The following is an 18999-nucleotide window of genomic DNA, read 5'->3' on the forward strand; positions in this document are numbered from 1 at the left end:
TAAACTTAATTATAAAGTCTTTGCACTAAAATTTTAACATTTACACAACTATGAAAATTTTCAAAATTGCACTTATCCTTGTTGCTGCAGTATTGGTGATGGCATCTTGCAATCAGCAGCCGAGCCGTAATGTTACGCTCAAAACAGCTGCCGACTCTGCCAGCTACGCCATTGGTGTTGATCTGGGAAACAACATTAAGAATAACCTGAAAAACACTCCGGGCGGTGTAAAACTTGATTCAAGTATCATGCTGGCTGGATTTGAAGATATGTTGATGGAAAAAGACCTGAAAATTCCTTCTGAAAAAGGACGTACAGTTATTCAGTCTTTCTTCTCTAAAATTCAGGACGCACTGGCCCAGAAAAACCTGGAAGCTGGTCAGAAATTCCTGGAAGAAAACGCTAAAAACGATAGTGTAAAAACTACCGATAGCGGTCTCCAGTATAAAATCATCAAGCAAGGCAACGGTCCTGTACCGAAAGCCGGACAGAAAGTAAAAGTTGATTATACCGGAAAAACCATCGACGGTAAAGTATTTGACAGCTCAATAGAGCGTGGCAAACCAGTTACTTTCCAGGTTGACCGCGTAATCAAAGGATGGACTGAAGCACTGGAAATGATGCCTGTTGGTTCAGAATGGATGCTTTACATCCCTGCTGATTTGGCTTATGGCAAGCGTGGTGCAGGTAAAGACATCGGTCCTAACTCGACCCTGATTTTCGAAGTTCACCTTTTGGGAATTGAAAAATAATCCGATTTTCATGGGTTGACACCAACCCGGAAAAAGAACATAATCAGGACTCGGAACAGCACATGCTCTTCCGGGTCTTGCTTTTTATCAACCGACAGACAAACGTTACTTAAAAGAGAAACCAGATTATGAGTTTTAAAGTAAAGGGACGGATTGAACAGTTGCTTCCAGTTGTAACCGGAACCAGCGCCAGAGGAGAATGGCGGAAACAGGAATTTGTCATTGAAACTGACGAGCAGTACCCGAAAAAGATTTGCTTTACCTTATTCAACGACAAAATCAACCTGCTGGAGGGCTTCAACAGCAATATGGAGGTAGAAGTGTCCTTTAGTGTAGAGTCGAGAGAATATAACGGAAGATGGTTCCATAATGTGAATGCTTATCGCATCGATAAGGCGAGCGGGGAACCGGAAGCATTTAATCCGCCACCATTTAATGAGAACGATATCCCGCCGGAAACGGAAGACGATGGCGGCGATTTACCTTTCTAAAAAAACTCCCGGTTGATGAGCCGGGAGTTTTTTTATTTTATTGGAATTTGCCGCTTGAATTCCTGTTCTAAAGAGATAAAGGTCTCCGTCCGGGAAATTCCGTCGATACCCTGAAGGTCGGTATCGATAATCTTTTTCAGATGCTTATTCGTTTTGGTCTGTATTTTTATGAAGATAGCATACTGCCCAGTGGTATGATGGCACTCGACAATCTCTGAAATTTCACGCAATTGCTTCACTACTTTTCTGTCGTAACTGGCTTTTTCGAGATAAATCCCCATATAAGCGCAGGTATTGTATCCAAGCTTTTGCGGACTCACAATAAATTCAGAACCGGTAACTACACCTAAATTCAACAGGCGCTGAACACGTTGATGAATCGCAGCGCCGGAAACACCACATTCGCGGGCCACTTCCAAAAAAGGAATACGGGCATTGGTGGTGATGAGCTTCAATATTTTCCTGTCTAAATCATCGATTTGGATGATTTGCTCCTGAAACTCCTCTTCATTTTCTGCATTATACTTTTTTACCATACTTTCAATTTGTCACAAAAATGGCTATTTTTTTTATACTTTAAAAGGTTCAATGTTATAAAACATCAGCATAAATGATTCCATAATTCTATAGTGAAAAACGGGAAACTCTCCACCTCACAAAACATTGTATTAAAACAATATAAAATTCACCGATGGCGCTGTATCCCTTCACTATTGGGGAATGCAAACATACGAAAATCAAGCATCATTATTACTGATGTGCTTCAAAATGCGAAAATCTTCACCGGAAGGATTCTGGAAAACCCGCAACCCGAATTCAGGTAGCACAGCCAGAATATGATCGAAGATATCGGCCTGCAGTTCTTCGTAGTTTGCCCACCGCTGATCCTTGCTGAACACATAAATCTCGACCGGGATTCCTTTTTCAGTTGGTTGCAAATGACGAATCAGGAAGGTCATCTCATCATGTACGCCAGGATGAGCATGCAAATAAGCCTCGAGATACTTCCGGAAAATTCCCAGGTTAGTCTGCCGCCTGCCGGAAACATAATCACGCTCATCGAGCTGTTTGGCCCTGTTGTATTCTTTTACCTCCTCTTCTTTTTTCTCAACATATTCCCTGATAAGTGAAAACTGGCGAAGATGTTCCAGCAACTTAGTATCAGCAAAACGCACTGTCGTCATATCAATATTAATGGACCGCTTGATACGGCGACCGCCTGATTCTTCCATCCCGATCCAGTTGGTCATCGAGCCCGAAACCAAAGCATAAGTTGGAATGGTGGTAATGGTTTTGTCCCAGTTTTGAACTTTCACCGATGTGAGGGAAATATCTTCCACGGTTCCATCGGCATTGTACGAGGGTAGAGAAACCCAATCTCCGGGCTTCACCATTTTATTGGCCGCCAATTGAATACTGGCAACGAAACCAAGAATCGGATCTTTAAATACAAACATTAGCACGGCAGCCATCGCGCCCAACCCGGTAAAGAGGTTTCCCGGACTTTTCGAGATCAAAACAGAAATCAAAAAGATAGCGCCGACAAAGTAGAGCAACAGCTTCATCAACTGCACATATCCCTTAATAGGACGTTCTTTCGAGAAAGGATACGTCTGGTAGATATCGAGGGAAGCTGTTAAAAGTCTGTTCAATAATGCAATGATGACAACAATCAAATATATCCTCGCCAGGCCATTTAATATTTCATCCATCCAATGAATATCACTCCCGGCAAAGTTGGAGGCCCATCCAATAATCATAACCGGAGCAATATGTGCCAGCACATTAAAAACCCGGTTCTTAAACAAAATATCGTCCCACTCGAAACGGGTGCGTTTCACAATTTTGGAAAAAATACCGCGCAATGCAGCACGCAGAATCAAATGGAAAATGCCGGAAAGGGCTGCAATACTGATAAGAACGACAAGCGCCGAAAAAAATACAGCCATCTGCTCATTTTGAGAAACATCGAGAAGGAGGTTCTTGATCCAATTATAATATGTTGACATTTTTATGCTTTTAAATAAAAAAGGTTGATTAATTTACCGTCCACGAAAACAAAAATAACTAAAGATACCTTCATGAAAAACATCCTGATAAACATACTTTTCATATTATTACCCTTTTCTGCTATATCCTCTCCCCGATTCGGACAATATTTTACGGATGGAGCACTTCGCTTTGACTATTTACTCGCCGGAAACAACAAAACCGTTCATGTCTTCCCCGCTGCCACAAAACGGGAAAAGTTCTGGAGTGGTTCCCACGATTATTTGGTTGATACATTGAACCTGGGAGCTTATCGTTACAGAGTATTCGATAAAAAAAGCGGCAAATTGATTTTCAGCCGTGGCTTTGCACCCCTTTTCCAGGAATGGCAAACTACAGCAGAAGCAAAAAAACAAGAGCGTTCGTTCTACCAAGTGCTTCGTTTTCCGTTTCCAAAAAATGAAGTCAGTCTTGAAATTGACCAACGAAACTGGGACGGCAAATTTGTTTCGGTTTTTCAGACCGATATCGACCCGAAAAACTATTTCATCATCAATGAAGCACCGGCGAAAGAAAAAGTGGTTGATATTGTGAATTCCGGTAAACCGGAAAATCATGTCGACATTGCCATTTTAGCCGAAGGTTACACAGCCGACCAGATGGACAAGTTTGTCCGCGATGCCACCCGCATGACCAATTACCTTTTCACCGTATCGCCGTTTTCTGAAAACAAAAATAAATTCAACGTTTATGCGGTGGAAACGCCATCGGTTGACTCCGGGACCGATATTCCCGGCCAGCATGTATACAAAAACACCGCTTTCAATACAACCTTCTACACATTCGATGTGCCACGCTATCTGACCACGACCGACATGAAATCGGTCAGTGATGCCGCTGCATGTGTTCCTTACGACCAGGTAATTGTGCTGGTCAATTCGGTGAAATACGGCGGAGGTGGATTTTACAATTTCATCAACGTTTGTACAGCCGACCACAACTTGTCGAAACTGGTATTTGTACATGAATTCGGGCACGGATTTGCCGGACTAGGCGATGAATATTACACTTCGACAGTAGCATACGAAGATTATTACAATCTGAAAGTGGAGCCATGGGAACCCAATTTGACGACTCTGGTCGACTTTGGAAAGAAATGGAAAGACATGGTTGCTCCTTCCACACCAATTCCGACACCACGCACTCCGGAATACAAAAACAAAGTAGGTGCTTTCGAAGGCGGAGGTTATATGAGTAAAGGAGTTTACAGTCCGTACGAAGACTGCCGGATGAAATCCAACGAAGCACCAGGTTTTTGTCCTGTTTGTAAAAGGGCCATCACCCGGGTCATCGATACGTACACAAAATAATCGTATTCCGATAGCAATAAAAAAGGGCTGCAAATTACTGCAGCCCTTTTTTGTCCATCAACCAGCTATCATCTCTTCTTACTCTTTCGTTTCTCTTTTCCGTTCAATCAAATGAACAACGATAAGTGACAAGCCTCCAAAAAGGAAGATCATAGAAGGATAAGCAACTTCTTCAGCTAAAACATTCGCAGAAGATAAAGCCGATGCCAAAATGATTCCCACTGCGATACCGACCATAAACATTCCCCACTTGAATATATTGGAAACTCGATCGGGATTTTGAAACAAGGAAGCATCAGCTCCTTTTTCAATCATCGCCAGACGCTCACGATTACGTGTAGAATAGTACACGTAAAGAATTCCGAACAACATGGCAAAAAAGCCAATCGGAACTAATATCGATACAACAAATGGTGCCATAACACATGATTTTTAATTCAACATTCTGCCCTTTTGACGCCGGGGTTTTTCAACAGGTTACACATTCTATTCATTTTTTTTGACATCTGAAATCCATTCTTAAGAAAGATATTACGCAACGTCAGTTACATTTTTGGAGTCTTTATTGTAAATTTATTCAGTAACGTGTAACGAATCTACATTGGGCATCGTCTAATAGGTCAGAAATGGTAACCAACAAAGACGAATATTACATCCGGGAAATTTTAAATGGCGATCCCGGTTCGTTTTCTCACCTGGTTGAAAAGTACAAAGACTTAGCTTTTCATGTATCTCTGAAGATATTAATCAACAGAGAAGAGGCAGAGGAAGCGGCACAGGATGCCTTTATAAAAGCCTATCGTGCTTTGCCGTCGTTTAAAGGTGGCGCTGCATTCAAAACATGGTTTTACCGGATTGTATATAACAACGCCATTTCAAGACTTCGTTCATCGCAAAATAAAAGAGATGTCAGTCTCGAAGACGTTCGAATCACTGACGGGGAAGTAGAAGAAACCGAAACGGCTTTGAGTCGTTTAAGTGCAGAAGAAAGACAACAATATCTTCAGGCAGCACTGAATAAAATGGCACCCGAAGATCGCAGTCTGCTGGTGATGTTTTACTTCGACGAGCTATCGGTTACTGAAATAACCGAGGTTACCAATCTGACCGAGTCGAATGTGAAGGTGAAACTTCACCGGGGACGAAAAAAACTTTTTGAGTTATTGAAGGGTATTTTGAAGGACGAGATAATTTCGATATTATGAGCACCAACGACAAATTACAGGAGTGGTTCCATGAGATGCCGGAGGAGAAAGCCCCCGGAGATTTCAATCGGAAAGTCATGCAGGAGATTATGACGGAGTGGTCAAAAAATCCAACGGCTTACAAACCGATCATTAGCCGAAAAGCCTGGTGGATTGTTGGAATTTTCTTCTTCCTGCTGATCATTGTGCTTTACATGTTGAAAAATGCCATGGGCGTTGCTGATTCAACAGTTGATTCGCAAACGGTTGCCGGCATCAACCTGGAATATATCTGGACATTTATCGCGGACTTTTTTGAGAAACTGAACCGAATATCGCCGGCTGTCGGTGTTGGAGCCCTCAGTATTATTGCCCTTTGGTTCTTCGACCAGCTTTATACCCGAATGGCACGACACAATTAAACAAATACAATCCATCATAAATGAGAAATCCTTCGTTTTAAAATGAAGGATTTTTTTGTGTCCAATGAAATATAACTCTTCTAATCGATGTCCGATTAGTCAAAAACCACCAAAAACACCACTTTCACTTTTAATTCATAACCAAAAGCGTTTCTATTTCAATTTTCGTGAAGTCAATTATCCGTTTTAGCATAGTTGTAATACATGTTCATATATTGATTTATTGGCCATTACATGAATTTAAGCTTACTTTTATGCTGTACAACATACAACTTTCATTTTGTTACTTAAATGAATAAAACCGAATATAACCGAAATCAAAAATCCATTGAACACTTCCAAGAAATCGAAAACCTGAATCGCCTAATTTAAAAGATAAAGTAGACACATTTTTGCAACACTCACCAATGGTATTTTCCCTTTCAAAAAGCGATTGCGGAATTCAAAAAAAGTAGTTGATTTGCATCATCAATTACAATTTAAAACCAGTTAAACACACACTAAAAATTCTAAGTCATGAAAAACTTAAAGCAATATTTCGCAATTACAATCATGGCATTGGTTATATCACTCTTCAGCAATAGTACATTTGCCATTGGTAATGAAAACAGCAATGATTTGAATGATTTCAAAATCACAGCTGTTGAAAATATGGGAACCAGCCATACCGATGTATGGAACCTGGAATATTCCAATTCAGCTAACAGTATTAAAATTGTAAAATCGGTTGAGAAAGGTGTAACTCAATACATCGTTCGTGGTAAATTCCTCGAGGTACGTTATGTATCTTCAAAGAAAGGTTTTGGAGCACGCCTGATTAAAAATTCTGAGGCTCATGTACCCAGCGCTATTCGCGACAACGTTATTAACCTGGCAGCCGTTAAACAGCAACGCATTATCAGTTCAGAACCTGTAGACGATCAAACAGCGCTCAGTCTCATTGCAGCATACCTGCCTGAGTTGGTAAACAACAATTACAAGCACATTTTACAGTAAGTATTCACACAGGATTAAACGATGTAAAGCCTTCCGGTAACCGGAAGGCTTTTTTTTATGTTCGGACCGCATCCACAATTGTCAGAAAGGTTATAATTTTGTTGAAAATAAAACGTCTATGCTCGACCTACTTTACCACCGTCGCAGTACGAGAAAATTTCTCGACAAACCGGTTGAAGTTGAAAAAGTTAAACAACTCATCACCGCCGGTTTACTGGCACCGTCTTCGAAAAATAATCGTCCCTGGGAGTTTCTGCTTGTCGACGACGCCGACCAACTAAAAGCCATGGCCTATACGAAGCCTCATGGTTCATCTTTTCTGGCCAATGCTCCATTAGCTATCATCATTTTGGGTGCGCCCGGGAAGAGTGATGTTTGGGTTGAAGACTGCTCCATCGCGTCGACACTCATTCAAGTGGAAGCTGAGTCTCTTGGCCTGGGTTCGTGCTGGGTGCAGGTTCGCAACCGCTCGCATGACGAGGAGATTAGTGCAGCCCAGTATTTGAGGCGCCATTTTGATATTCCGGCCGATATGGAAGTTCTCTCCATTATTGGAATTGGCTACAAAGGGCAGGAAAGAACGCCTCTCGATGATGACGACCTGATTTGGTCAAAAGTCAGAAAGAACAGCTACGATTCGAAGATGAAATTCTGAAAAACATTTCTTCTGCAAAGAAAAAGAGAAGCCAAAACTGACTTCTCTTTTTTTATTTCTATCGCAGCATGTTTTTTTCTTACATATATAACCGCAGCATTTCCTGGTCACTTGTACCCGTTGTCAGGGTCTTTTTCTTCAACGTGCTGTCTTTCCCCATATACTCAAACTGGTAAGTTGTTTCTTTCTTCAAACGAAAAGGCAAAAGCCGATTCATATCATCAGTTGGCGACGGAGAGAATCCAAAGTCGACCTGCTCCCCATCGTGTGTAACAGTTATTTTTTCATGCACCCGGTTATTGCTGTCGTCTTCTGGCGCTTTCGGGTCCTTCAACAATACAACCCTTACCCACAACTCATCTTTTTCCAACTGTTTATTGGCCATTTGTTTGCGGTACAAATCGATGTAACGTTGGGTTACATCAACGCCGTGTACATAGGTTGCCTGTTCATCCCACACCAACGGATACACCATCCCCGTAGGCTTGTAAGATGTAGCGTAAATGCGATGCTCCGGCTGTTCCGGATCCGCTTTCCCGGCATCGGCCAGAAACCAGCTTTTGTTTAGCGCATCCATGTAGTACTCGGTAAAGTACCATTTCCCGTCAATCCAAACTTCCACCCACGTATGATTTCCCCGCATATTGGTCCACATGGGCGTTCCGGCAATGCGGGCTGGAATTCCAACCGAACGAAAAGCGTCCACAAGCAAAATAGAAAGACCGGTGCAGGTTGCCATTCCTTGCTGAATGGATTCATACGGTGCCTGGTCAACTTTTTTCCGTTTGGTGTTGTACTCCACCTTTAGCACATCTTTAACATGGAGATTAACGCTGTCGATCGCCGCGCGAATATTCGGAGCTTTTTTTACCAACGGTTCAAACCAGTTGTAAAAATCCTCCCGCCAACACTGGCGCTTTTCTGAGAGAACAGCGTAAGGCAGAACATCATTATAAAAAATAGAATCGGGTAATGCAGCGCACCACTTGAATTTATCGCGGGCTTGAAAAGCTTTGTCCACGTTCTTCATCAAAAACTCGGCGGAAAGACATTTCAAATCACGCTCAGGCATATAGCCAATCAGGAAAGCCATCGCCTGCTTCTCATCATGACTCGCATCTTTCAACGCGATTTTCAACTCTTTTTTGTTATCGTCCGCTTTTCGCAGCGCTTTCCGTACGAGTTGTCTTTCTTGTTTGCTCAGGTCACGATGCCATGAATCATGACAGGAAGTAGTAAAACCGGCAAGTAGTAAGATTATTAGTATTCGATACATCGACATGTTTAACTAAATAATATTTCCACGAATTAAGATATTTTTGCCTGCCTCACAAAATATTTGGTAAAACAATAATGATCTGGTTTTCAGAAGAGCTTAATTCATATTGAATCCAAATTCATACAATAATGTTACTCTTTACTTTATGTCTTTCACGCTCCCACAAGAAATTAAGCTAACGCCGCCTCGAGTTAGCACCGCACTTCAACCGAAATCAAAAATATGGTTTCTCTGACAAAAAGTTAAGAATTGTTACAAATGGCGACAAAGATGAATTGTTTATTGAAGATTTATAAACATTTATCTTATTTTTGAGGAAGGAAAAATTAGCGACCATGACACATAAACACCATCTCGACGAAATCGATCTGAAAATACTGGATATCATTAGCCAGAATGCCCGTATACCTTTTAAGGATGTTGCCGCTGAATGTGGAATATCCCGTGCCGCAGTGCACCAACGGGTCAATCGAATGATCGAGATGCAGGTCATCACCGGGTCAGGCTACAATATCGACCCGAAGAAAGTAGATTACCACACCTGTACGTATATTGGAATTTTCCTGGACAAAGGAGAGTTATACCATAAAGTTGCCCGGGAATTGATGTCGATTCGCGAAATTGTTGAGTGTCATTATACCACGGGTCAATATGCGATTTTTGCGAAGGTTTATGCCCGAAACAACGAGCATTTGAAAGAAATTCTAAACGACAAGATCCAGCGGATTTCAGGGATTACCAGTACAGAAACCTTTATCTCGCTGGAAGAAACGTTCAACCGACAGGTTCCCATTTACAAGGATTAGGAACTTGCCTGCATACGCTGACGAACAGCTTCGAAAATTAACACCGATGCCGCTACCGAAACGTTCAGCGAAGCAATCTGCCCGAATTGCGGAATTTTAACCCACTCATCAGCGAACTTCAATAATTCAGGTTCAATGCCTTTATCTTCCGCTCCCATAACAATAGCCGTCGGCTCCTGCATTGAAGTTTCGAAATAATTTTTGTCACCCTTTTCGGTCGCAGCCAGAATGTGTAAACCGCTTTCCTGAAGAAACACAATGGCTTCGCGAAGACTTTTCACCCGGCAAACCGGAATCATATTCAAAGCACCAGCGGATGTTTTCAGCGCATCTGCATTTACCTGCGCAGCACCTTTTTCGGGAACAACGATGGCATGGGCTCCGGCCACCTCGGCCGATCGGGCAATGGCTCCAAAATTCCGAACATCCGAGATCTTGTCGAGTACCAATATCAGCGGAACTTCGCCTTTTTCGTAAATTCCGGGAATAATATTTTCAATTTTCTGGTAGGTAATCGGAGAAAGAAAGGCGAGTACTCCCTGATGGTTCTTCCGGGTAATCCGGTCGATACGTTCAATCGGAACATTCTGAACCGGAATGTCCATCTCCCGGACAAGAGAGAACAACTCACGTGATAACTCGTTGGAAAGCCCCTTTCTTACCAGAATTTTCTCTATTTCTTTGCCTGATTTAATCGCTTCGATAACAGCGCGTGTGCCAAACACGTAAGTGCTTTTATCGATTGGGGCACGATGATGTCTTACCACGTTTTTTTTGCGTTCCATTCTTCCAGTTCTTCTGTTGTTTTCTCCCAGTTCTCCATCTCTTTATCCAGATCTTCCTTTTTCCGGGAATAAGTTGAGAGCAATTGCTCCATATCTTCGTTATCAGGATTGGCTAACCGCCCGTCCATCTCCTCAATCTCAGTTTCCAGCGAGGTAATCTTCTCCTCTGCTTCACTCAATTGTTTCTCCAGCCGCGAAATGGTCCGGTTAACATCCTTCCGCTCTTCGTAACTAAGCTCCGGGCCATCGTTTTTCTTCTCTTCTTTTTCGACGACCTGCTGAGTTGATTGATTATTATTTTTTCGCTCCAGTTCTTTCAGTGAGTCCATCTTCTTCCGACGGAGGAATTCATAAATACCGCCCAGATGCTGCTTCACTTTCTTATCACGAAACTCGTAAACCACATCCACCAGACCATCAAGAAATTCACGGTCATGCGAAACGAGTAACAAGGTTCCATCGTAATCCTGAAGCGCTTGTTTCAGAATATCTTTCGAGTGCATATCCAGATGGTTCGTCGGCTCATCGAGTACCAGGAAGTTCACCGGTTCCAACAACAAACGAATCATCGCTAAGCGAGAGCGTTCACCACCCGAGAGCACCTTTACTTTCTTATCGACATCTTCGCCGCTGAACATGAACGCACCAAGAATATCCCGAATTTTTGTCCGGACATCACCTACAGCAATCCTGTCGATGATATCGAATGCCGTAGCATTTTCATCCAGCAACGAAGCCTGGTTCTGGGCAAAATACCCGATTTTCACGTTATGCCCTAACTTAGCATGGCCGTTAAACTCCAATTCCTGCATGATGATCCGCGCCAGCGTTGTTTTCCCTTCGCCGTTTTTCCCGACAAAAGCCACACGATTTCCCCGTTCGATAGTCAAATCAATGTCTTTCAGCACCAGGTTATCATCGTAACTTTTGCTCATCTGCTTCGCCTCGAAAACTACGTTACCGGAACGCGGCGACGGCGGAAACTTGATATTCAGTGAACGAACATCCTCTTCATCGATTTCAATGCGATCGATCTTTTCCAGCTGCTTAATGCGCGATTGCACCTGAACCGCTTTGGTCGCCTTGTAGCGAAAACGTTCGATGAACTCTTCCGTGTCCTGAATCATTTTTTGCTGATTGCGATAAGCCGCCATCTGCTGCTCCCGGCGCTCTTTACGCAACTCAACATATTTCGAGTAACTGACTTTGTAGTCGTACACATTGCCCAGCGAAATTTCCACCGTTCGGTTCGTCACATTATCAAGAAATGCCCGGTCGTGTGAAACCAACACAACTGCACCGGCGTAATCTTTCAGGAAATTCTCCAGCCATTGAATCGATTCGATATCCAAGTGATTAGTCGGCTCATCGAGCAGAAAAACATTTGGCTTAGCCAGCAAAATCTTGGCCAGTTCGATACGCATTCGCCAACCTCCGGAAAACTCGGTCGTTTGCCGGTTAAAGTCGGAACGTTTAAATCCGAGGCCAACCAGTGTTTGCTCAATATCGGCATGGAAATTACCGCCTCCCAGCAGTTGAAAACGGTCATTCGCTTCGGTAACTTCCTCAATGATTTTGTGGTAGCCCTCCGATTCGTAATCTTCGCGAGTAGCCAACTGGTGATTCAGATGCTCGATGCGTTTTTCCAGTCCTACGATTTCGTCGAAGGCCGTAACCGCTTCTTCCATCACCGTTTTTCCATCGGCTGTCACCATGTGCTGCGGCAAATAGCCAATACGAAAATCTCCCGGCTTTACGACCCTGCCGGAACTGGGTTGTAACTGTCCGGAGAAAATTTTCAGCAGTGTCGACTTACCGGCACCATTTCGTCCAACCAGACCAATCCGGTCCCGCGGATTCACGATAAAACTTATCTGCTTGAATAATTCAAATCCACCAAATTCGAGGTGTAAATCTTCGACTGAAATCATAAAAACACTGCTTCTTCTAAAATTGGGACAAAGATAACAGAATTTACAGGGCTCCCATTGGTTGGTTCGGATTATCAACCACGGTTTTTGTTCTCTCCCTGCAAGAAATTACCCACTCAAAATCAAACCTTTTGGTCGATTACAATAAGCGCTCACAGTACCCGATGAATTTATATCTTTGGGAAAATTTAAAACCGAAGATTTTGGGCAGAAGAAGAAAGCCGTTACCGCTTTACGAAAAGGTAACCATTGCGGATGTAGGAGCTGAAGGAAAAGCAATTGCGAAAGTGGATGATGTGGTTATTTTTACCACGCATGTAGTTCCCGGCGACGTGGTCGATTTGCAGGTATTCAAAAAGAAGCGCCGTTTCATGGAAGCGCGGGTGGTCAATATTCACGAATATTCCGACGAACGAACCGAAGCTTTTTGCCAGCATTTTGGCACCTGTGGCGGCTGTAAATGGCAATTCTTACCATACGACAAACAACTTTTCTATAAAGAAAAACAAGTCACCGATCAGCTGAGGCGTATCGGACATGTTGAATTACCTGAAATTACACCCATCAAAGGCTCGGAAAAAACCACTTTCTACCGGAACAAGCTGGAATTTACCTTCTCGAACAAACGCTGGCTTACTCAGGAAGAAGTTGATACGGAAAAGACTTTTGAAAACATGAATGCGCTGGGATTCCATATTCCCGGAATGTTTGACAAGGTGCTGGACATTGAAAAATGCTGGCTACAGACCGAGTCGTCCAATGCTATCCGGAATGAAATCAGAGCGTATGCCTTGCAGAACGACCTCTCCTTTTTCGATATCCGAAACCAGGAAGGCTTTTTGCGTAACCTGATTATCCGTACAGCCAGTATCGGCGAGCTAATGGTCATTGTCTCCTTCTACCACGAAAGTGAAGAAAAACGAGTTGCTTTGCTGGAACATGTAAAAACGAAGTTTCCGGAAATCACTTCGCTGATGTACGTAATTAATGAGAAGGCCAATGATACCATTACCGACCAGGAGATCATCTGCTATTCCGGACGCGACCACATTTTTGAAGAGATGGAAGGTTTGCGGTTTAAAATCGGGCCGAAATCCTTCTACCAAACCAATTCGGAGCAGGCATATGAACTGTACAAAATTGCCCGCGACTATGCTTCCCTTTCGGGAGACGAAGTAGTTTACGACCTGTACACCGGAACGGGAACCATTGCCAACTTTGTAGCCGGAAAGGCGAAGAAAGTAGTTGGAATCGAATATGTACCGGAAGCCATCGAAGATGCAAAAGTGAATTCGGAACTGAACGACATTCAGAATACATCGTTTTTTGCGGGAGATATGAAAGCCATTTTAACGCCGGATTTTGTCGAGCAAAATGGACAGCCGGACGTAATCATAACCGATCCGCCACGCGCCGGCATGCACGACGATGTGATAAAAGTGATTCTTCAGGCAGCGCCGAAAAAAATTGTGTACGTGAGTTGCAACCCCGCCACACAGGCACGCGACTTGAACCTGCTTGATGAGGGATATAAAGTGGTAAAAGTTCAGCCCGTCGATATGTTCCCGCATACACACCACGTGGAAAATGTGGTATTGCTTGAAAAACGGGAAAACGAATGAGATAATTTTCCGCTAAGCGGAACAAAATAAAAAACGCCGGTTGGAAGCATCGAAGCTCCTGACCGGCGTTTTTCGTATATCGTTAAATCACTACGATTGATCTTTCAAAACCACATCGTGCGCTCCACCTTCCACAATACTGGTCGATGAAACCAATGTAATCTTACCATTTTCCTGCAACTCTTTCACCGACAAAACACCACAGCTGCACATGGTCGATTTGATTTTTCCCAGGGTAATATCCAGGTTGTCCTTCAGTTTTCCGGCATACGGCACGTAGCTATCGACGCCTTCCTCGAACTTCAGGTTTTCGCTGCCGCCCATGTCGTAACGCTGCCAGTTGCGGGCACGGTTCGAACCTTCGCCCCAGTATTCCTTCATGTAGTTGCTACCTATTTTCAACTTCCGGGTCGGACTTTCGTCGAAACGGGCGAAGTAGCGTCCCATCATCAGGAAGTCAGCTCCCATAGCCAGCGCCAGCACCATATGATAATCATGCACAATACCACCGTCGCTACTAATCGGGACGTAAATACCGGTTTCCCGGAAATATTCATCGCGGGCTTCAGCAACTTCAATCAATGCCGTTGCCTGTCCACGACCAATTCCTTTTGTTTCGCGGGTAATACAAATCGAGCCGCCACCGATTCCAACTTTCACGAAATCAGCGCCAGCCTCTACCAAATAGCGGAAACCTTCTTTATCGACCACGTTTCCGGCTCCCACCTTTACATCGTCGCCGTACGTCTTCTTAATGTATTGAAGCGTTTCACCCTGCCACTCGGAGAAACCGTCGGATGAATCAATACACATCACATCGACACCAGCTTCGAGAAGAGCAGGAACCCGTTCCTTATAATCACGGGTATTGATACCGGCACCGACCATCAACTTTTTACTGCTGTCTGACAATTCGTTGGGATTATCCTTATGATCGTCATAATCCTTACGGAATACGAAGTACTGCAGCTTTTGATTTTCATCGATAATCGGAAGACTATTCAACTTGTTGTCCCAGATAATATCATTGGCTTCGTTCAGCGAAATCCCCAATTTACCGACAAATAAATCTGAAAACGGAGTCATAAACTCTTTTACCGGTTTGTCGAGACTGTCTCTGGAAACGCGATAATCGCGACTGGTCACAACTCCCATCAGAACGCCGTTAGGAGTTCCATCGTTGGTAATTCCTACCGTAGAGTGACCGGTTCTTCTCTTCAATGCATTAATATCAGCCAGCGTATGTTCGGGAGTGAGATTTGAGTCACTTATCACGAAACCAGCTTTGAATTTTTTCACTCTCCGCACCATTTCAGCTTGCGTATCAATCGGCTGAGAACCAAAAATGAAGGACAAGCCTCCATTTCGCGCCAGCGCAATTGCCAGATTATGGTCGGAAACCGACTGCATAATGGCTGAAACAAACGGTATATTCAGTTGGAGAGCGGGAGTTTCTCCTTTCCGGTACTTGACCAGCGGAGCGTTCAACGAAACATTGTTGGGAGTACACTCTTTCGTTGTGAGTCCGGGAATCAGGAGGTACTCGTTAAATGTCCGGGATACTTCGTTATAATACTGGGCCATATCGATTGGATTGTTGTGTGTTAATGCACGCTATTGCTTTGAAAAATTTCGCAAAGGTAACCAGCCCAGTCTTAAATTACAAAATATTGATATGATTTCGATACTGCTAAAGCTGACAATTATTTCTGAACGGAAGGAGAATTGCTGGCTCGCTTGATTTCGATAAAGAAAGTAGAACCTTTACCAGCCTTGCTCTCCAGCCATATTTTGCCACCACTTTTTTCCACAAAATTTCGGCAAAGCTTCAGGCCTAGTCCGTTTCCACGTTCACCCCGAACACCATTGGTGGTAAAATACTTCTCTTCGCTGAAGATTTTATATTGGTCTTCTGGTTTGATTCCGACACCTGTATCAGTGACATATAAAATAACATGGCCATTGGTTTTCGAAACTCCCATCTCAATATAACCGCCTGATGGGGTAAATTTCAAAGCATTGGAAAACAGATTACGAATGACCATCTTCAACATCTGGTAATCACTGTAAACTGTAGTTTCAGGTGAACAGGCATTCACCAGGTTGATATTCATTTCCCGGGCATCAGGCTGAAAGAACGTGATGATTTCGTTACCCAAATCATACACATTAATCGTCGTGTAATGCACAGTTGTTGTATTCAGCTGCTGCCGTGTCCACGACAGGAGATCGTCTACCATATTCAGTGCCCTGTCCGTCAGCTGCATGTTATCCCGGATGAGTTCGCGCTTTTCCTCTTCCGACAATTCATCGACGGAAAGCAACTCCAGGATATTATAGAGCGACATCATCGGACTTTTGATGTCATGCGAAATAATTGAGATGAGTTTATTCTTGAAGGCATTCTCCTTTTCAAGTAACTTATTTTGCTCTGTTATCTCGTTATTATTTGAAATCAGTGCGTTGTTCAGTCTCGATTTTAACCGGGAACGATAGAACAAGAGAATGGATATCAGCAGCACGCTTATGATGGTAATAATCGACAGAAAAATCAGTATCCGCTGTTGTTCCAGCTTCAAACGGACATTAGCCAGCACCTGTTTGTCGAGCTGCTGACGCTGCATCAGGATTTTATTGGCCGTTTCTTTTTTCTGTAATTCATAAAGGAAAGCAAAATTACGCGTTGTCTTATTATTGATGGTGTCCTGATACTGAGCGTTATACTTACTGTACAAATCATAGAATTTCAACGCCTTGCCTGTGTTCCCTGCCGCCCGATAGTTATCAGCAATCAGCTTGCTGGTTTCGGGTAAGAGGTTCAACATGTTATTATTGACAGCGAGCTGATACGCTTCATTCGCATATTTGGCAGCCAGATGAAATTGATTGTGATTTTCGTAGTACCGGGCCATCTCCATACATCCCTCACCAAGTACATCGTAAATATGAAATTTGCGGGCCAGCTCAATTGACTTGCTAATTTCTTTATAGGAAACTTTAGCATTCCCCAGATTTCGATGTATTAAGCCAAGATTCAGATATATAATGGAATGTAGATAAGATTCGTATTGTCCCCCGAGAAGTGCATTTGCTGCCTTTGTGTATTTTAAGGCTTTATCATTTTCATTATTCTCATAATATAAATTACCAATATTGATAAGTGCAGTAGCCTGCATACTTTGGTAGTTGAGCGAATCGGCCAACTTACCTACCTTCTGGTAATATTTCATGGCCAATGAATCATTGCCCAAATAAAGATAAATATTGGCCAGATTATTTAGTGGTTCCAGGTAGTATTCCTTACTCTTCATTCTCTCAAGAGTGTCGAGAGCGGCACGATAATACTGCAGCGCCATCGAATAATTCCCTCGAATATCAAATGCCTTTCCAAGGTTATTATACAATACCGCCATGTATTTCTTATTATTCCTCTTCCTGGCAATTTCCAGGGCTTCTTTAAGGTAATTAATGCCGGTCTCGGAATTATGCCGGTCAATCATTGCATTTCCCAAGTTAATCATAGCAGGTAATGCTGCAATCGAATCATGCCGTAGCTGTGCGATATGTAATGACTTACTGTAGTAGTAAAATGCAGAGTCGCGGCGCCCCTTTATTTGCATAACCTTGCCTTTCGCATTCAGAACTACTGCCAGCAACGAAGAATCATTCAGTTGCAGTGCATAAGTTCCGGCCAGATTTGACAAACTATCGGCCAGATGGATATTGCCTTTCACAGCTTCCTGCCCGGCTACATGTGCCATTACCGACACCGCGAAGTCAGGCGTAACGTCAGACAATGAATCGATTCTTTGTAACAGCTCCGGCAAGATCATTCTCGAAGAGTCATAGGCGTTGGTCAGGTATTTGTCATACTTCTTTACGAGCGTATTTAACTTACTCTCGGGCTGTTGCCTTTTTTGTTCACTTCCATCTTTGGAATGACATCCCGAAACAATGAGTAAAAGAATCCCAACAATAACTCTGGTTACCGAAATTGAATGTACAGTTTTATAATGTCTCCCCTCCAATATTTCCCTGATATTTAAAGTGTTGATGTAACAACCTTTCTGCTTTAAAACGAAATTAATTAGCCTGCCATGAGATATTCCGCACACAGGTAAAGGGAAAACGATGATTCGTGTAAATTTATTTTACAAAACTCCCACAATCTGCGTTCTGCCAATGTAGTTCACTAACCAGAAAAGAGTTAGAAAATAGTTTGTTTTCATTCTACACTGACGAAGCTCCCAATCATGAGTACAGGAGCAGTAGAGAATGACCAGGAAAGCAACTGGAAGTCAATGCATTTTCAGTCGCTTCCGCGGAAAGCAATAAAAAATACCGGTCTCAAGGAATATACAACCGATATAAGATGAAGTAGGATAAACATCTTAAATCTTTTCTCCAATATCTGGTTTCTTGAAACAAAAAAAGGCAGCCGTTTGGCTACCTTCACACACAATCCTCTACAATACTACAACCCCTACGGGGTATCCGCTTCGCAGAAGAAAATTCCTAATGACCATTTTAAGTTTTGGTTCTTTCTTAACACTTAAAACTCCAGGTCTTAAAACTTTTGGGGACAAAAAAGCCCGACTCCAACAAAGGAACCGGGCTTTAAGTAAAATAAGCGGCGACCTACTCTCCCACATCTCTGCAGTACCATCGGCGCTGACGGGCTTAACTTCTCTGTTCGGAATGGGAAGAGGTGGAACCC

Annotated in this window: 17 protein-coding genes and 1 rRNA gene; 9 read left to right on the forward strand and 9 right to left on the reverse strand. The window is 43.1% G+C overall.

The genetic code is table 11. The features are described from left to right. Positions 1-50: 50 nt before the first annotated feature. Together bamJ and CLV93_RS12095 are read left to right on the forward strand one after the other, a co-directional pair. Positions 51-752, forward strand: coding sequence for a BamJ family beta-barrel-assembly machinery protein (gene bamJ / locus CLV93_RS12090; RefSeq protein ID WP_211297817.1), 702 nt, complete (start codon positions 51-53; stop codon positions 750-752). Positions 753-880: 128 nt separating this feature from the next. Next, positions 881-1243: a DUF3127 domain-containing protein gene (locus CLV93_RS12095; RefSeq protein WP_106542456.1), complete on the forward strand. Its 363-nt coding sequence runs from the start codon at positions 881-883 to the stop codon at positions 1241-1243. 32 nt (positions 1244-1275) lie between these two features. Here CLV93_RS12095 and CLV93_RS12100 read toward each other — a convergent pair whose 3' ends face one another. Further along, positions 1276-1779 (reverse strand): Lrp/AsnC ligand binding domain-containing protein, encoded by a 504-nt coding sequence (locus CLV93_RS12100; protein ID WP_106542457.1) that lies wholly within the window; start codon positions 1777-1779, stop codon positions 1276-1278. A 201-nt stretch (positions 1780-1980) separates the two neighbouring features. Next, positions 1981-3252, reverse strand: a complete 1272-nt coding sequence (locus CLV93_RS12105; RefSeq protein ID WP_106542458.1) for a mechanosensitive ion channel family protein — start codon at positions 3250-3252, stop codon at positions 1981-1983. A 72-nt stretch (positions 3253-3324) separates the two neighbouring features. On the opposite strand from CLV93_RS12105, the gene CLV93_RS12110 reads away from it, so the two are divergent. Beyond that, a complete protein-coding gene (locus CLV93_RS12110; RefSeq protein ID WP_106542459.1) occupies positions 3325-4602 on the forward strand; it encodes a M64 family metallopeptidase in 1278 nt (425 codons plus the stop codon). Between the two features lie 78 nt (positions 4603-4680). Here the strand turns inward: CLV93_RS12110 and CLV93_RS12115 are convergent, their stop codons facing one another. Continuing rightward, positions 4681-5022 carry a DUF6249 domain-containing protein gene (locus CLV93_RS12115; RefSeq protein ID WP_106542460.1) on the reverse strand — a complete coding sequence of 114 codons (342 nt, stop codon included), beginning with the start codon at positions 5020-5022 and terminating at the stop codon, positions 4681-4683. 206 nt (positions 5023-5228) lie between these two features. On the opposite strand from CLV93_RS12115, the gene CLV93_RS12120 reads away from it, so the two are divergent. The 4 genes from CLV93_RS12120 to CLV93_RS12135 all read left to right on the forward strand — a co-directional run bounded on the left by CLV93_RS12120 (position 5229) and on the right by CLV93_RS12135 (position 7859). Continuing rightward, the gene (locus tag CLV93_RS12120; protein WP_106542461.1) at positions 5229-5807 is read left to right on the forward strand and encodes an RNA polymerase sigma factor; all 579 of its coding nucleotides are present in this window, start codon (positions 5229-5231) and stop codon (positions 5805-5807) included. Then, a complete protein-coding gene (locus tag CLV93_RS12125; RefSeq protein WP_106542462.1) occupies positions 5804-6208 on the forward strand; it encodes a hypothetical protein in 405 nt (134 codons plus the stop codon). Before CLV93_RS12120 ends, CLV93_RS12125 begins: the two co-directional genes overlap by 4 nt. Positions 6209-6724: 516 nt before the next feature. Beyond that, positions 6725-7204: a hypothetical protein gene (locus CLV93_RS12130; protein ID WP_106542463.1), complete on the forward strand. Its 480-nt coding sequence runs from the start codon at positions 6725-6727 to the stop codon at positions 7202-7204. A 118-nt stretch (positions 7205-7322) separates the two neighbouring features. Further along, the gene (locus CLV93_RS12135) at positions 7323-7859 is read left to right on the forward strand and encodes a nitroreductase family protein (protein ID WP_106542464.1); all 537 of its coding nucleotides are present in this window, start codon (positions 7323-7325) and stop codon (positions 7857-7859) included. A gap of 79 nt (positions 7860-7938) precedes the next feature. On the opposite strand, the gene CLV93_RS12140 is transcribed toward CLV93_RS12135, so the two are convergent. Next, positions 7939-9135, reverse strand: coding sequence for a transglutaminase-like domain-containing protein (locus CLV93_RS12140; RefSeq protein WP_170108932.1), 1197 nt, complete (start codon positions 9133-9135; stop codon positions 7939-7941). Positions 9136-9473: 338 nt separating this feature from the next. Between CLV93_RS12140 and CLV93_RS12145 the strand changes: the two genes are divergently transcribed. Further along, positions 9474-9944 (forward strand): Lrp/AsnC family transcriptional regulator, encoded by a 471-nt coding sequence (locus CLV93_RS12145; protein ID WP_106542466.1) that lies wholly within the window; start codon positions 9474-9476, stop codon positions 9942-9944. Here the strand turns inward: CLV93_RS12145 and rlmB are convergent. Further along, complete coding sequence (gene rlmB, locus CLV93_RS12150; RefSeq protein ID WP_106542467.1) at positions 9941-10729, reverse strand: 23S rRNA (guanosine(2251)-2'-O)-methyltransferase RlmB; 789 nt, start codon at positions 10727-10729, stop codon at positions 9941-9943. The two genes, CLV93_RS12145 and rlmB, sit on opposite strands and share 4 nt — an antisense overlap. Continuing rightward, positions 10705-12660: an ABC-F family ATP-binding cassette domain-containing protein gene (locus CLV93_RS12155; RefSeq protein ID WP_106542468.1), complete on the reverse strand. Its 1956-nt coding sequence runs from the start codon at positions 12658-12660 to the stop codon at positions 10705-10707. Before CLV93_RS12155 ends, rlmB begins: the two co-directional genes overlap by 25 nt. Before the next feature lie 203 nt (positions 12661-12863). On the opposite strand from CLV93_RS12155, the gene rlmD reads away from it, so the two are divergent. Beyond that, entirely contained in the window at positions 12864-14282 is a 1419-nt protein-coding gene (rlmD, locus tag CLV93_RS12160) for a 23S rRNA (uracil(1939)-C(5))-methyltransferase RlmD (RefSeq protein ID WP_106542489.1), read from the forward strand. Positions 14283-14372: 90 nt separating this feature from the next. Here rlmD and CLV93_RS12165 read toward each other — a convergent pair whose 3' ends face one another. From CLV93_RS12165 to rrf, 3 genes are all read right to left on the reverse strand, one after another. Continuing rightward, the gene (locus tag CLV93_RS12165; protein WP_106542469.1) at positions 14373-15866 is read right to left on the reverse strand and encodes an IMP dehydrogenase; all 1494 of its coding nucleotides are present in this window, start codon (positions 15864-15866) and stop codon (positions 14373-14375) included. 119 nt (positions 15867-15985) lie between these two features. After that, on the reverse strand, positions 15986-18079 hold the full coding sequence (locus CLV93_RS12170; protein WP_170108933.1) for a tetratricopeptide repeat-containing sensor histidine kinase: 2094 nt from the start codon (positions 18077-18079) through the stop codon (positions 15986-15988). An 828-nt stretch (positions 18080-18907) separates the two neighbouring features. Beyond that, a 5S ribosomal RNA gene (gene rrf, locus CLV93_RS12175) occupies positions 18908-18999 on the reverse strand; the annotation flags it as partial.

The organism is Prolixibacter denitrificans, assembly GCF_003014495.1.
Classification (GTDB): Bacteria; Bacteroidota; Bacteroidia; order Bacteroidales; family Prolixibacteraceae; genus Prolixibacter; species Prolixibacter denitrificans.